Origin of the sequence: Micromonospora sp. WMMD1082, assembly GCF_029626175.1 — a bacterium.
Classification (GTDB): domain Bacteria; phylum Actinomycetota; class Actinomycetes; order Mycobacteriales; family Micromonosporaceae; genus Micromonospora.
On record NZ_JARUBM010000002.1, the window covers coordinates 6,537,240 to 6,551,695 of the forward strand.

A 14,456-nucleotide genomic window follows, 5' to 3' on the forward strand; every position below is an offset into this window, starting at 1 on the left:
CCGCCGGGAATGATGTGCGTCACCACACTGGGCCTGTGACCGGTTACAGTGATGCGCGTCGGGGGCGCTTGTCAAGCCCTTGCGTCAAGCAGGTTAAGACGATGTATCGTGCGGGCCGTCGGCCTGTGACCGGTTACAGTCCAGGCGGCACCGCATCGCCGGCCACCCCGTGAGCCGGCGAACCGTTCGTCGCAGAGGAGTCGCCGTGCCCGTCGAGCCGCTCGCCGTCCGGCACCAGCCCTGGTCCGAGCCGCTGCGCCGGCCGAGGATGAGCAACACCGAGGACGCGCGGCCGGGCATCTCGCTCACCAACCGCTACCTGGTCCGCCACGGCGCGCCGGTCGTCCCGGTCTCCGGTGAGATCCACTACAGCCGGCTGCCCCGCGACCGCTGGCGGCGACGGCTGCGCCAGCTACGGGCCGGTGGCGTCACGGTGGCCAGCAGCTACGTCTTCTGGCTGCACCACGTCGCGCACCGGGGCAGGCCGCGATTCGACGGCAACCTCGACGTCGCCGCGTTCGTCGACCTGGCAACCGCCGAAGGACTCGACATCATCCTGCGGATCGGCCCGTGGTGCCACGGCGAGACCCGCAACGGCGGCTTCCCCGACTGGGTACACCGGGCCCCCGTCCGGCACCGCACCGACGACCCGGCCTATCTGGACCTGGTCCGTGAGTGGTTCGGCCAGCTCGGCGCCGCCCTCGACGGACGCTGCGGCCCCGGCGGAACGGTGCTCGGCGTCCAGTTGGAGAACGAGCTCTACACCCGGCCCGATCACCTGATCACCCTCAAGCGGTTGGCCCGCGAGGCCGGCATCTCCGCACCGCTGTGGACCGCCACCGCCTGGGGCGGCGCCACCCTGCCCGAGCAGGAGATGTTGCCGCTCTACGGCGGCTACGGCGACGGCTTCTGGGTGGACGCCGACGCGCCCTGGGATCCCACCTTCCGCGACCACTACTTCTTCTCGCACATCTGGGACGACCCGGGCATCGGATCCGACGTACGCCGGCTGCAACCGCGCGCCGACAACGCCCCCGCCGCGCAGCCCCGTACGCCCTCGGCGATCTTCCCGCCGGCCACCTGCGAACTCGGCGGCGGCATGGCCACCGCCTACCACCGCCGCCCCCGCCCGGACGCCCTGGACATCGCCGCCATCGCGCACTGCAAGATCGGCAACGGCTCCGCCTGGCAGGGCTACTACATGTACGCGGGTGGCACCAACCCGCACGGCGACCACGGCACGCAGGAGTCCCATGCCACCGGGTACCCGAACGACCTGCCCCGGCTCGGCTACGACTTCCACGCCCCGATCGGCGAGGCCGGCGTACTCGCCGCCAGCCACGCCGAGCTGCGCCGCCAGCACGCCTTCCTGGCCGCCTTCGGCGCCTCGCTCGCCGAGATGCCCTCCAGCCTGCCCGAGATCCGCCCGGTCGGGGTCGACGACGGCCACACCCTGCGGTGGGCGCTGCGCAGCGACGGCACCAGCGGCTTCCTCTTCGTCGCGTGGCACCAGCCGCACGTACCGCTCGCCGACTACCGCAACGCCCGGTTCCGGGTCGTCCTCGACCACGAGGAGATCCTGTTGCCCGCCCGGCCGATCGACATCCCTTCCGGCACCCTGGCCCGCTGGCCGCTGGCCCTGGAAGCCGGCGGTGTACGCCTGGACTGGGCCACCGCCTCGGCGCTCACCCTGCTGCCGGGCACGGTACCCACCCTCGTGCTGGTCGCCGAGGCCGGCATCGAGACCACCTACGCGGTCGACGGCGTCGCCACCACCAGCACCCCGAGCCTGTCGCCGATCCGGCTCCGCACCGCCCGGGGCGCGCTGGACCTGCTGCTCCTGCCCGCCGCCGTCAGCAACGACATCTGGGTCTGCGAGGACGGACCGGTACGCCGGTTGCTGCTCTCCCCGACCGAACTGTTCTGGGGTCCGGACGGCCGGATCGAGGCGTACGGGCCGCAGGTGCGGGTCTACGACCCCGCCCGGCGCGCGTTCGTGGACCTCCCGCTGGAGGCCGGTCCACCCGGCACCGCCATCCCCACCGACCCGGACCCGGCCGGGTCCGCCGGCCCGGCCCATCCGGTGGCAGCCGACCTGGTGCGGGCCGCCGCGCACCCGGTGCCGGTCACCTACGGCACGTTCCACGGGCGGCAGTCCGCGCCCAGCCCGCAGACCTTCGACGAACTGGCCGCCGTCTACCGGGTACCGCTGCCCCGCTGGGCCGCCGACCCACGGCTCGACGCCCAGCTGCGGATCCGCTGGGCCGGCGACGTCGGTCAGCTCCGGGTCGACGGCCGACCGGTGACCGACCGTTTCTGGGACGGCGCCGAATGGATCGTCAACCTGCCCGACGCCGGGGTGCACGCCGACGCCGAGGTGACCCTGCACCTGCTGCCGCTGGCGGCCCGCTCACCCGTGTCGCTGCCCCGCGACGCCCGCGACCGGCTGGCGGCGGTCGACGGGCAACTGCTGGCCGTCGACGCCCTGCTGGTGCAGGGACACGGCACCTGGCGCGAGCCCGCACCGGAAGTCATTAATGACTTGAGCCCCCGCCGGCCCGTGCCTACCGTGCAGTGATGCTCTCTCGGCTGCTGACGGTGACCTTCGATGCGCACGACCCGGCTCGCCTGGCGCGGTTCTGGGCCGGCATGCTCGGCCGGCAGATCATCGAGGAGGCAGGTGCTGCTCTCCTACCGGGCGACGACACCCAGCCCGGCCTCCGGTTCGTCGCGAGCCGCGCGGAGCGGGTGGCGCCCAACCACCTGCACCTTCACCTGACCAGCACCAGCCTCGCCGACCAGCAGCACACGGTGGCCAGGGCGCGGGAACTCGGCGGCGACCACCTCGACATCGGGCAGCGCCCCGAGGAGGGGCACATCGTCCTGGCCGACCCCGAGGGCAACGCATTCTGCGTCATCGAGCCGGGCAACGCCTACCTCGCCGGGTGTGGCTTCTTCGGGGAGGTCGCCTGCGACGGCACCCGGGAGGTCGGCCTCTTCTGGAGCGCGGCGCTGGGCTGGCCGCTGGTCTGGGACCAGAACGAGGAGACCGCGATCCAGTCACCGCACGGCGGCACGAAGGTCGCGTGGGGCGGCCCGCCGGTGGCCCCGAAGGAGGCGAGGAACGGGCAGCGTTTCGACCTCACCCTTGCCGGCAGCCAGCGGGCGGAGGTCGACCGGCTCGTCTCCCTCGGCGCCACCCGGCTCGGCGCCGGTGCGGACGGCACCATCGTGCTGGCCGACCCCGACGGCACCGAGTTCCACGTGAAGGGGAGCTGACCAGAGCCCGGCCGGGCGGTTCGGTGCGCCACGAGGCATACACGGAAAGCAGAACCCTCAACTTGCTGAGGTACACGGGGTGTCCGGATCACCCCGGCGTGCAACGCGGGGAGCAGACCACCGGCGGCACCAGCGGGGCGGGCTTCGTCGGATCACCCGTGCACGGGGAGCAGACCCTGTCCACCCTGATGGCCCTGGTCGTGCCGGGATCACCCCCGCGTGCACAGGGAACAGGCGACCTGAGACGCCGCGTTGACGTTGAAGTCCGGATCACCCCCGCGTGCACGGGGATCACGCCCCACAAGCGGCCGACGTCGTCGCCGACGTGGGATCACCCACGCATGCGCGGGGATCACTCTTGTTGACCTGGGACTCTAAGAATCAACTATCAACCTTTCCTTCACTTGGATTGGGACTCGTGGCCAAATTGCCGGTGCCCTCCGTCGGCTTTCGACCGAACCGACGTCGCTTCGAGGCTCTGCTCCAACCTCGGGATGTCGCGGGGTTGTAGGTTCTCCGCTCGCTCGGCCGCCGCATCAGGGTAATGCCGTCGAAGTTCACAGGCTCCCAGTGATGGTCGTGCACCTCGAAGGAGAGTCGCTGCTCGCCTGGCTGCTGGTAGACGAGCAGCGCCCGCCCCGATCCGGCCATCTCGAGGACCTTGGCCCAAAGTCGCTGTCGGATCCCGGTATTCACATGCCCCACGTACACCCCGGCGGAGATCTCCAGCAACCATTGCGTCAGGTGTCCACGCAGGCCCTCCGGACAGGCGGTGAGGATGATGACAGTCATCAAAAGTCCACATCTCCGCCGTAGTTCCGGCCGCCAGCCAGTTCGTAACCATCCTCATCCCAAAGGCGGACGGTGTCGCTGCCTGCTTCCTCATCGAGCCACGCCTGATCGATTGGCCCGGAGGCACTGCTGGCGAGCAGGAGACTTCTGATGTCACGCACGCACCGGTCAAGTAGTGCACCATCGTGGACGCGGTCCCGGATTGCACGGCGGGTGTCGGCCCCGATATCGGTCGAGTCGCTGGCGGCGATGTCGAACGCCACCGGAATGGTGGTCTCGGCCTTGTACAGGTCTGCGATGTCGTACACGAAGGATCGCTCGTGACCGGTGTGCACGAAGCCGAGTCCTGGCGAGGCACCGATGGCGACGATGACCGCATGCACGACGCCGTACAGGCAGGCGTGTGCCGCCGACAGCGCCTGGTTGACTGGGTCGCTGCCGCCGTAGTCGTCTGGGTCGTACTCGCGATTGTTCCAGGTGACACCGGTGCGCAGGGCGTGCTCGCGGTAGCAGCGGCGTACCCGCGCGCCCTCCTTGCCCCGCAACTGCTGCATGGTGAGGGCGCTGGTGTCCTCACCGGGAAAACGCATTCGGTACATCGCCCTTGCCACCTGTAGCCGCCGGTCACGGTGCGACACGGCGGCGGCTTGTGCCACGAGGAGCCGACTCGACCGGGCGAGCGTACGCCCATGAGCGTAGTACCGGACGCCGTGCTCACCAACCCAGACAACGGTGGCGCCGTTGTCGGCGATCAGCATCATCGCCTGCTGGGTGATGCTGGTGCCGGGGCCGAGCATGAGAACACCGAGGGTGGCCGCCGGGATGTGTACGACTCCCTTCTCGTCGGTGGCGGTGATGGCGTTGCTGTCGCGGTGAATGACAGAGCGCTCGAGGTAGACGAAGCTGATCCGGTCCTGAACACGATTCAGTTCCGCCAGTTCCGCTGGCGGCACGCCGGGAATCTTCACGAGTGAGCCTGCACCGGAACGATGGTCATCAGTCCACAGCCGTAGGCCCGAGCATGCCCGATGCCCCGGGTAAGCACGCCTCGGAACAGGATGGGATCGTCAATCTCGAGAACCCCGTCGTAGGTAGCCGTGACCAGGGTGACCGGCCGCTGCCCGTGGTTACGGCTGAAGCGGCGGACCTGACGGTCGTAGGTGACAAGGTTGAGTTCGCCGTCGGTCTGCCGCACCACGGTGAACCCGTTGCGTTCCGCACGCTTGGTCAGCCACTCGATGTGCTGCGCGGCGGTGACGTGCCCATACCGCTGGGTCGTCGGGGAGTTCTCCGTCCGGCGACCGGTTCGGGTGGGATTCGCGGTTAGCCGGAAGGCCCACCGCTGCCCCTTGCCGAGGGAGTCGAGCAGACGGTGGTAAGAGCGGGTTTCCCAGGTCTCGGCACTGCTCGGCCAACCGGCCTGCTCCACCAGATGGGTCAGGTCGGGCTGGGTGGGGCTGACAACGTACAGCACGACCTGACGGTCCCCCCGCTGATCGACGCGCCATAGGGTACGGGCGTCATCGCGAGTGTGGTCTTCGGGGCGGGGGAAGCCGGACAGCACCGCGGCGTGCATCGCCTGGGGCGAGGCAAGCAGCTTGCGTGCGCCCCGCCGGGCCGTATTCACGAGAAATCGGGTTAGGTACATCTCCATCCTTACAACCACGCCTCGGGTTCGTGGTCGGCCAGCGAGATACCGCCCGAGGGCACGGCGGTGACGGGAGTACGGCCGTCGGGGTTGGGCACGGTCACCCGGGTACGGATGACCGCTCGCCACCCGTACTGTCGGTGTGCAGGGTCGAAACTGACCGGTTCGTCCTGGAGAGTGTCGGTGACCTCCGCTCCCGGCGGGGCATCACAGAGCACCTCTAGTGGTACGGTCAGCCCGCCGCGTTCACGCAGGCGCTTGGCGGCCTGCCACGGCCAGTCGCCGAGTATCTCGGCGACGTTGCCGGGGCGGACGCCGAGGCTGATCGGCGCGACCGGAGGGCAGGACCGGCGGCCGAGGTAGAGCGGGAACTGCGGACGCCGTACCGCCTCGTGCAGCCCGTCGAGCAGCTTCTGCTCACCGCCGATCGCAGCGAGGAACACCGCGTCGGAGAGGTAGTAGCGGTTGGTGAGCGGCATACTGCTCCGGCCGTCGAGAGTGCGGGCGACCTGAAAGTCACGCTGGAGCTGGCCGGGCTGGTCGATCCGTACCCCGAAGTCGAGGCTGAGCAGGTCGGTGAGCGGATCGGTACGCCGCAGTCCTCGAGCGGCGGCGAGCATCCCGATGACTCCGCTCTTGGTGGGAGCAATCTCGGTGTGCCGCTGGGTGAAACGGCTGGCCGAACCCCAGGCTTGGAGCGGGCCAGCGAGCCGCAGCAGCAGGACGCTCACTGGTGCGCACCGAGACGATCGGCGACCGCCGTTCCGACGACGTCGACCAACTCGGGCAGAGGCAGCACCTCGCCGAGGGAAGCCAACGCCGCAGTCCGGCTACCTACATGGGTAATCCAGGCGGCGACTGCCGGGTCGCCGTACGTCTTCTCGACATCGGAGGTGTGCTCGGCGAGTTTCTTGGCGGCCTCGCCGACCATGCCGGACCGGTCGCCGAGTCGCCCCTCCCGGACCGGCTCCTCGAAGGCTCCCACCAGGTTGATCGGCTGCGTGTCGCGCAGCCGCACCATGACCGCGTCCGGGCGGGTGCCGTTGGCAAAGGTGTTCCGCTTGCCGGATGGCATGCTGGTGGTGAAGGCGTGCAGGAATGCCTTCACCGCCTCTCGGGTGGCGACCGCGTCGCCAAGGGTGTCGTGCAGCCGGTCGACGTCGACGGCGGCGTACCGGTAGAGAGTGGCGGAGTTGAACTCGATTGAGCCGATCATGCCGGCGCCGGTCTCCTGGTTGTCGTGCTTGCGGTCGTCGACGGCGGTGTAGTAGTCGAACTCGTTGTCGACGGCATGCACGCTCAGGGCGTGGGCGACCTGGACGGCCGCATCGACGTTTAGATCGGGTACATCGGCGAGCATCCGGCCGAACATGGCGATGTCGACGGAGTGGTCAGTGTTGGCCAGATTCTGGAGCTTCTTGGCGTCGAGTTTGGCGCCGGTCCGCTCGGCTTCGATCGCCGCCCGCGCCAGGTTCTCCTGCTGCCGGTGGCTGAGGAAAAGCAGATAGCCGGACTCAACGTCCGAACTCTGCGCCGTGTCCTTAGCCTTCTTCGCCGCAGCCTCCCTCTTGACCAGGCCGGAGGTCTTGAGCACGTCAGCCGCCAAGGCAGATGCCCGGTCCTTCAGCTCGGGGTCGAGGTCGGCGATCCGGGCGGCGACGGCTTCGCCGACGCGCTTGGTGCGCTCGCCGAGCTGAGAGTCGTCGAGGGTGTTGGCGAACGCCAACCGGACCGCCCGCTTCCACGACTGGGAGGAGACCCTGGCCCGGCGCACCCCGCCGTAGGTGGCAGTCTTCGGAGAACCGGAGTCGTCCCGGTTCACGTTGCTCGGCGGCAGGGTGTGCAGGATGTGGATGTCCAAGATGGTGCGGGTCATGGTCACTCCTCCTCGGCGGCGGCGCGGTCGATGTCGGCGGTCGGATCGGTGGTGCCGTCGTCTTGGCGGTCCTCGGGCTCCGGCTGGCGGTAGAAGTCGCGCCCCCACAGGCCACGTACCTGTGCTGGCCCGCCGGGCTGTTGCAGCCTGACCAGATCTTCGGCCAGCACGCCGTAGTCGAGGGGGATCCGCTTGTTCCTCAGGAGCCGGATCAGGCTGCGCAGGTGGGTGATGACGGCGGCGTAGCTGGTGGCGGTGCCGAGGGCGGCAAACCGGCGATGCGCCGCTTCGGCGCTGGCCATCCTCGGGATGAGCATGCTGACGGCGACACCCAGGCCGTAGCCGTCCTGGTGCATCCGCACGTCGCGGATGGACTGTTGGTGCACCGCGTAGAGCGTCAGTGCGGTGTGCATGGCCTGTTCGGTACGGGTGGGGTCGTCGGTGACCCAATCGCCGAGGTACTGGTCCCGGACCCGGGTCTGTTCCAAGGTGGTGAAGTCGGCACCGGGTTCCCGACCGACATTGGTCCGCAGCCGGGCCAGGGCGGCGACAGCACCGGCCTCCTCGTTCAGGTATCCACCCTGTAACCGGCTGACCCGGTTCGCGACGTACCCGCCGAAGGATCCACGGCGACGCGCGTAACGCTTGGCGGCAAGGGTCGGGGTGTCGCTGTCTAGTGGGGCCGTGGTGCTCACGCCGGCACCTCCTGTGGGATGGATGAGGTCTCGGGCACGGAAGCCAATGGCAAGACACGGCGCAGGGCGGTACGGAACTGCTGGTCCGCCAGCCGACTACTGAGATGCTTCTTCTTTTCTTTGTCGACGTATCGGCCGGCCCAGGCCACCGGTCCGGCCTGAGTCACCAGGTTCTCGCCGAGCCGGACGATGCACCGCTTCGCCCGGGTCTGCCAGTCGATGCGTGCCTGGGTCGGGTCGTCATCTGGGCCGAGGGCGCCCAGCCACCGCCGGAACAGCAGGTCCAGCTCGGCGTAGGCAAGCTCAGCGGCGCGGCTACCCGCCAGCGCCGGTGGATCCTCGGCCCGGTCACCGTACCCACCGCCGGCGCGGCAGAGATCGGTGGCGAGCCGGCGCAGTGCCTTGACGGTGGCTTCGGCGTCAGCGGCGCTGTCCTTGATGATGGTGGCGAGCGGGCCGTCCGGCTCGAAGGCGCGCACCGGCATGGTCAGGGCGTCCTGGAAGACCTCGTCCACCACCGACGCCTGATTGCCGTAGAGCACTCCGACCGCGCGGGTCGTGACCCGGTCCCGGTCGTCGATCAGCTCCTCGGCCCGTAGCCGCGCCAACCACTGGCTGACCGCTGGTGGCCGCCGCTCACGGGCGTCGCCCCCCGGTCCGCCGGCCAAGGTGGGCAGCAGGCTGGCCAGCCCTCGCCATAATGCCCGGGTCGGATCGTGTTGGGCAGGAAGATAGACCGGCGACAATCCTCGCTTCTTCTCCTGGGTGGGGCTGCGCCGCCAGCCGCTCATCGGCTCCTGGTGGTGCAAGTTCTGCCATGCGATCCGGTCGCCGTTGGCGATCACGACGCCAGTGATCCCGGTCTGGTCACCGAAGAGCCGAATCCGGCGAGACTGCCAGGTGTAGAGGTTCAGCAGGCCGTACGGGCCACGATCCCGCTCCCTCTCCTCGGCTGGGCCGTGCGGGTCGCGTTCCCAGACTGGGGAGTCGTGCTCCGGATCCTGTCGCAGGTAGACACTGTCGAGGCTCACCAGGTTGAGCAGCAAGGTCTCGCGTAGTGTCCGACCTTCGAGGTAAACCAACCCGAGGGAGCCGCAGGAACTCGGTCCGATCGGGTAGCCCCTTCCGCCGCTGACCCGGTCATCGCCGACCGCACCGGACTTGATTCCGGAGGGGTCGTACGCCTGGCAGTGCACCAGCCAGACGGCGGCCTCGGCCGGGGTCAGCCGTAACAGGCCGGGCCCAAGGCGGGTGGTCAGGTACGGCGCGTTGTTCGGCACATCGGCGATGAGCCGTTCTAGGCCGAACACTTCGTTGTTCTTCGTGTGCAGGTCTGCGACCTGGTAGAACGGCGTCACCGGATGCAGCAGATCGAACCGGTCCCGGTGTCCACCGAGATAGTCGACGATGTCTCCGGTCGGCAGGTCGGGCAGCTTCCACAGGTTCTGCCAGGCGTGCTCATCCTCGGGACCATCGACCGCGCGGTGCAGGATCGCAAGCAGGAGCCTCAGGATCGCGGCCGTCTGCGTCGGCAGATCACCGACGACCGCCCGCAGTCGCGCCGCCTCGCCGTACACCTCGGCCAAGGAGACCAGGCGACGGCGACCGACGAGATCAAGCACCGGGATCCAGGGCTCCTCAACCAGTGAGAAAGAGGCATCGGGTTCCGACATGAGATTTCTCCGTCGCGATAGCCAGCAGTAACGGTGCAGCAGAACCTTTCGCTTCGGATAAGGCCCGCCGTGGAGACGTCGTAGACTTTAGACCCTCCTGCCATCCGGTGGGGTGATCCACTTTCGCTACGGATAAGCGCAATGCTCCCTGCGTAGGCAGGGTTTTAGCAGGTCAGAGCAGCAATGAAGAGCCTCGCTCCGGCCGACATGATCGCACCCATGTCTGGTATCAGACAGTTGTCAGCTGGTTACCGACCGGTCGGCTTTCCCTACCCGGAGGCCGCTGTCGGGGTCGTAGGTCAACATGAAGTCGGTAAGCCGGCTCCGGCCTTGCTCGTCGACGTCGAGAACCAGCTCACCGCCGAGCAGCCGGTCCCTCTCCCAGGCGGGAAGAGGGTTCCGGGCCTCCAACTCGGCGATAATCCGGTCGATGCCGCCGTTGGCGGTGATCGCTTTGGGCAGCGGCAGGGCGCACCGTAGCACCGTGCGGGCCACCGACCGGGGCGGTTCGAAGTCAGTCGGAACCTCCACGTCGCCACCCCGGTCGAGCCACGGCGGGGTCACCAACTTCTCGCCCCGGCGCACCAGAAGCAGCACCTCCAGGGCTTCGGCGCCGTCGTCGCGGACGTGGGCCCGCCCACGCCGCTCGTCGTCTCGGTGTCGCCGACGCTGGCGTCGAGCCAGCCCACCAGGGATGCACCCGTCCGCCCGACAGGCCCGATCCGGAAGGTGTCGGCACGACGGCGCGCAGCGCTGGCATGGTTCTCCGCCAGGATCGCGGCCTCCGCCAGGACTGCTTGCCACGACGGCGGGCCCACTGGGTACACACCATATGCACTCTGCACCAGGGGAGCGATGTCCTCCGGCAGGCGGAGCGCACGCTCGCCGTCGAGGTACGGCAGCAGCACAGCTGCGGCGCGTAGCAGGGCATGACGCTGATACACCTTGAGCGAGCCGGCGATCGGGGCGGGAGGAGTTGTAGTCCAATCCGCCCCGGTCACCAAGCACCGTGGCTGCGACAACCGGGCGGGCCGGCCGGGGCGCCGATGTCGGTGAAGACGGCCGAGCCGTTGCAGGACCAGGTCCACCGGCGCCAGGTCAGTCACCAGCAGGTCGAAGTCGATATCCAGGGACTGTTCGGCGACCTGGCTGGCCACGACGACGTGACACGCCGGCCGGTTCCGCCCCAGCTTGGCAAGATGAGTGGGTGGGCCAAAGGTGTCCCGCAGCCAGGCATCTTTCACCGCCCGGTCGGCGGCCATGTAGCGGGAGTGCGCCACAGTGACCGGTGTCGCGGGCCCGAATCGCCTCCGCAACTCATCGGCGGTCTCCAGCACCCGGGCGACGGTGTTGCGGACGACCAGGACACAACCCCCGTCGGCGAGATCGGTCCGGAGCCGCTCGGCGAGGGCGGTCAGATCGTCATCCGTACGTTCCAACCGCACGTCGAGTCTTCGTCCGGATGCCGCGCATCCAACCGCGGTCGGAGTCCGTTCCACGCCCGAGACACTGAGCAGTGGATAGTCACGCGTTTCGCGCAGCAGTTGGTAATCGTCGGGGATGTCGCGCCCTCCAACCGGCGAACCGTGCCGGCGCCCAACGGCCCGGCGGGGCTGGACGCCAAACCGGCCTTGATCGTATGCCCGCATCATGTCGGCCCGCCGGTCAGCGGGCAGGGTCGCGGAGAGAACGACCACCGGCACACCGTGCGCACCCAACCATTCCAGGGCCCGATCGAGATACTGGCTCATGTAGACGTCGTAGGCATGGGCCTCGTCGATGACGACCACCTTGCCGGCCAGCCCGAGGTGCCGTAGGGCAACGTGCCGCGCCTGCAACGCCGCGAAGAGCAACTGGTCGATGGTTCCCACGACGAAGCTGGACAGCAGCTTGCGCTTGCGCCCAGCGAGCCAGCCGTGAGCGGCGATAACCGGCCCGCCCTCATCCTCGCCGATGGCGCTGGGCAGCACGCCCCGGTAAAGCCGGGAAAGCTCGTCGTTGAGCATCGCCTTTCCATGGGCGAGAGCTGCATCCCGGGCGCCTCGGTTCAGGTCAGCATCGGGAAGCCGACTGAGCCAGGTCAGCATCCGATTAAACATGGCGTCGCTGGTCGCCCGGGTGGGCAACGCGACGAAACATCCACCCGCTCCGGTACGCCAGGCAAGGATTTCCACAGCCGCCAGCGCCGCCTCGGTCTTGCCCTCGCCCATGGGGGCCTCGACGATCAGCAGGCCCGGCAGCGGCATGACCCGGGCCTGCGCCACCACCGCCTCCTGCACCGGGTACGGCCGTGCTCCGGACGGCATCTCGAAGCGCCGGGAGAATATGGTCGTTACATCGAGATCAGTAACATCGACGGCCTGCCAGGGAGTGGGCAGGTCCAACTCGTCCCATGCTTGAGCGAGCCGGTCGGGGGCGTCCTCCTGCCGGAACCCGTACGGGAAAAGATCCTCGTTGCTGGCGATCCAGTCGGCGACGATCACCACCGCGGTCAGCAGCACTTGAACCGGCTGCGGCAGCGCCACCTCCCGCCAGGCTGGCAACCGGCTGGTCACGTCGGCGTACCGGCTCATCCAGGACAGCAACTCGTCCCGGACGCCGGGCCAGAGCCCATCTACTCCGAGCAGGTAGGGCCGATCACGGATATCCTTGAGGTCGGCGTCGGTCGGCGGCACCCCGTGATGGCCACCAACCACGACCGCGTACGCCCCAGCCTGGGTCCGCGTCCATCCGTGCCGGGCCGTCAGCCAGTCGACCAGAGCGAGGTGCCCGGCTGCCGCGTGCGGTGCGTACAGGCGATTCTTTTCCACCTGGACGTCGAAGTGGAACCCATAGGCCTGCATGGACTGTCGGAGATGCGGAACCTGCCAGGCGAACGCCGGGGTGGCCTTGCCGATGTCGTGGATGCCGGCGAGCCACTGGACGAGCCTGCGCCCGTCGGCGGCTCCGTCGGGCAGCGGCTCCGCAATCCGCTGGCGGACTACCGACGATAGCCACACATCCCACAGGAGCCCTGCCACGTCGGCGCTGTCGGCAAAGTGCCGGTAGGCCGGAAGCCAGAAACCGCGATCGCGGTTCGTCTTGCCCCAGACGAGACGGGCACTCTCACTGAGGCTCTGCGGGTCAACCACGGTCGAGATGAGAACAGAGGGGTACGACATCTGAGTCAGATCCACTTCCAACAGCGATCGCTCGGACATGAAGGGTCTGCAGCATCGAGAACGCGGCTCGGGTTCGCCGGATACGGCCTCGCCGAAGGTTGGGCGATTCTGCCCCGAGCCGTGTAGCTCACTCACTCCAGACCGGCAGGCTCGGATCACCTGACCGGTACGCTGGGCCGGCCGACATCAACGGAGAGCACGAAGTCCAACCTGACCAAAGGGTGATCTTGCAAAGCAAAGTGAAGGAAAACCAGGAGGATGATCTCTAGCACCCCAGGTCACGAAGCCCCTGCTCCCCGCGCATGCGGGGGTGATCGGCACAAACACCAACGTCACCGGCGTCACCAGCCCTGCTCCCCGCGCATGCGGGGGTGATCGTTCGTCGCCCCGGCCTCCGGGTCGGTGCTCACCCTGCTCCCCGCGCATGCGGGGGTGATGGGACCTGTCGCAGATGCACGGAGTCAGCGGGACCCTGCTCCCCGCGCATGCGGGGGTGATGAGACGCTGCGGATCTGCCGGCAGATGTGGAGCCCCTGCTCCCCGCGCATGCGGGGGTGATACCCGGGCTTTCTGGCAACTCTCACCGGGGGGCCCCTGCTCCCCGCGCATGCGGGGGTGATCGCGTCGGCGACCGGTCGGGCCGGTGCGCGAAACCCTGCTCCCCGCGCATGCGGGGGTGATCCCCGGTGGCCGTGGCGGCGGCCCTGGTAGCGCAGCTGCTCCCCGCGCAATGCGGGGGTGATCCTCGCGTCCCGGATCAGCTCCGTGTCGTCGAGGACTGCTCCCCGCGCATGCGGGGGTGATCCGGTCAGCGTCGGGTTGCCGCCGCCGGTGGCCGGCTGCTCCCCGCGCATGCGGGGGTGATCCTGCGGCGAGCACCAGTCCCGACTCGTCGCGGCGCTGCTCCCCGCGCATGCGGGGGTGATCCGGCGTCGGCGGGCTCAGGCACATCAATGCCGAGCTGCTCCCCGCGCATGCGGGGGTGATCCCGCCATCTGCGCCCGATGCCCGCTGCTCGACCCCTGCTCCCCGCGCATGCGGGGGTGATCCGGCCAACTCGGGGTTGGGGGCGGTGCCGGTCGACTGCTCCCCGCGCATGCGGGGGTGATCCCACCGGTGAGGCGTCCGACGGGTGCCCGAAAAGCTGCTCCCCGCGCATGCGGGGGTGATCCCGAGTCGGCCGATTCCGGCTGGGTGTCAACCCGCTGCTCCCCGCGCATGCGGGGGTGATCCCTCCATCCGTGCGATTATGCGTTTGGGTAAGTGACGTCGCCCCTGGTCCCTGCGCCGGAGTGATCCCAACCGCCGACACTGCACCACCCCACCGCTGTA

9 protein-coding genes, 1 pseudogene and 1 CRISPR repeat array are annotated in these 14,456 nt (G+C 68.9%); of the genes and pseudogenes, 2 read left to right on the plus strand and 8 right to left on the minus strand.

The window, feature by feature from the left end:
- The first annotated feature begins 205 nt into the window (after window positions 1-205).
- The gene (locus tag O7615_RS30105; protein ID WP_278181171.1) at window positions 206-2,578 is read left to right on the plus strand and encodes a beta-galactosidase; all 2,373 of its coding nucleotides are present in this window, start codon (window positions 206-208) and stop codon (window positions 2,576-2,578) included.
- A complete protein-coding gene (locus tag O7615_RS30110; RefSeq protein ID WP_278181172.1) occupies window positions 2,578-3,279 on the plus strand; it encodes a VOC family protein in 702 nt (233 codons plus the stop codon). The genes O7615_RS30105 and O7615_RS30110 overlap by 1 nt, the downstream gene beginning before the upstream one ends.
- Before the next feature lie 381 nt (window positions 3,280-3,660).
- Here O7615_RS30110 and cas2e read toward each other — a convergent pair whose 3' ends face one another.
- From cas2e to cas3, 8 genes and pseudogenes are all read right to left on the minus strand, one after another.
- Window positions 3,661-4,071 carry a type I-E CRISPR-associated endoribonuclease Cas2e gene (gene cas2e, locus O7615_RS30115; RefSeq protein WP_278181173.1) on the minus strand — a complete coding sequence of 137 codons (411 nt, stop codon included), beginning with the start codon at window positions 4,069-4,071 and terminating at the stop codon, window positions 3,661-3,663.
- Window positions 4,071-5,039 carry a type I-E CRISPR-associated endonuclease Cas1e gene (cas1e, locus tag O7615_RS30120; RefSeq protein WP_278181174.1) on the minus strand — a complete coding sequence of 323 codons (969 nt, stop codon included), beginning with the start codon at window positions 5,037-5,039 and terminating at the stop codon, window positions 4,071-4,073. Before cas1e ends, cas2e begins: the two co-directional genes overlap by 1 nt.
- Window positions 5,036-5,719: a type I-E CRISPR-associated protein Cas6/Cse3/CasE gene (gene cas6e / locus O7615_RS30125; RefSeq protein WP_347405134.1), complete on the minus strand. Its 684-nt coding sequence runs from the start codon at window positions 5,717-5,719 to the stop codon at window positions 5,036-5,038. Before cas6e ends, cas1e begins: the two co-directional genes overlap by 4 nt.
- 8 nt (window positions 5,720-5,727) lie before the next feature.
- Window positions 5,728-6,450 carry a type I-E CRISPR-associated protein Cas5/CasD gene (cas5e, locus tag O7615_RS30130; RefSeq protein ID WP_278181176.1) on the minus strand — a complete coding sequence of 241 codons (723 nt, stop codon included), beginning with the start codon at window positions 6,448-6,450 and terminating at the stop codon, window positions 5,728-5,730.
- Window positions 6,447-7,595, minus strand: a complete 1,149-nt coding sequence (gene cas7e, locus O7615_RS30135; RefSeq protein WP_278181177.1) for a type I-E CRISPR-associated protein Cas7/Cse4/CasC — start codon at window positions 7,593-7,595, stop codon at window positions 6,447-6,449. Before cas7e ends, cas5e begins: the two co-directional genes overlap by 4 nt.
- A 2-nt stretch (window positions 7,596-7,597) precedes the next feature.
- The gene (gene casB / locus O7615_RS30140; RefSeq protein WP_278181178.1) at window positions 7,598-8,290 is read right to left on the minus strand and encodes a type I-E CRISPR-associated protein Cse2/CasB; all 693 of its coding nucleotides are present in this window, start codon (window positions 8,288-8,290) and stop codon (window positions 7,598-7,600) included.
- Window positions 8,287-9,963 carry a type I-E CRISPR-associated protein Cse1/CasA gene (gene casA, locus O7615_RS30145; protein WP_278181179.1) on the minus strand — a complete coding sequence of 559 codons (1,677 nt, stop codon included), beginning with the start codon at window positions 9,961-9,963 and terminating at the stop codon, window positions 8,287-8,289. The genes casB and casA overlap by 4 nt, the downstream gene beginning before the upstream one ends.
- A 240-nt stretch (window positions 9,964-10,203) precedes the next feature.
- Window positions 10,204-13,124, minus strand: a pseudogene (gene cas3, locus O7615_RS30155) (CRISPR-associated helicase Cas3').
- A gap of 289 nt (window positions 13,125-13,413) precedes the next feature.
- Window positions 13,414-14,356: a CRISPR direct-repeat array (repeat unit 26 nt; unit sequence CTGCTCCCCGCGCATGCGGGGGTGAT).
- Window positions 14,357-14,456: the final 100 nt, after the last annotated feature.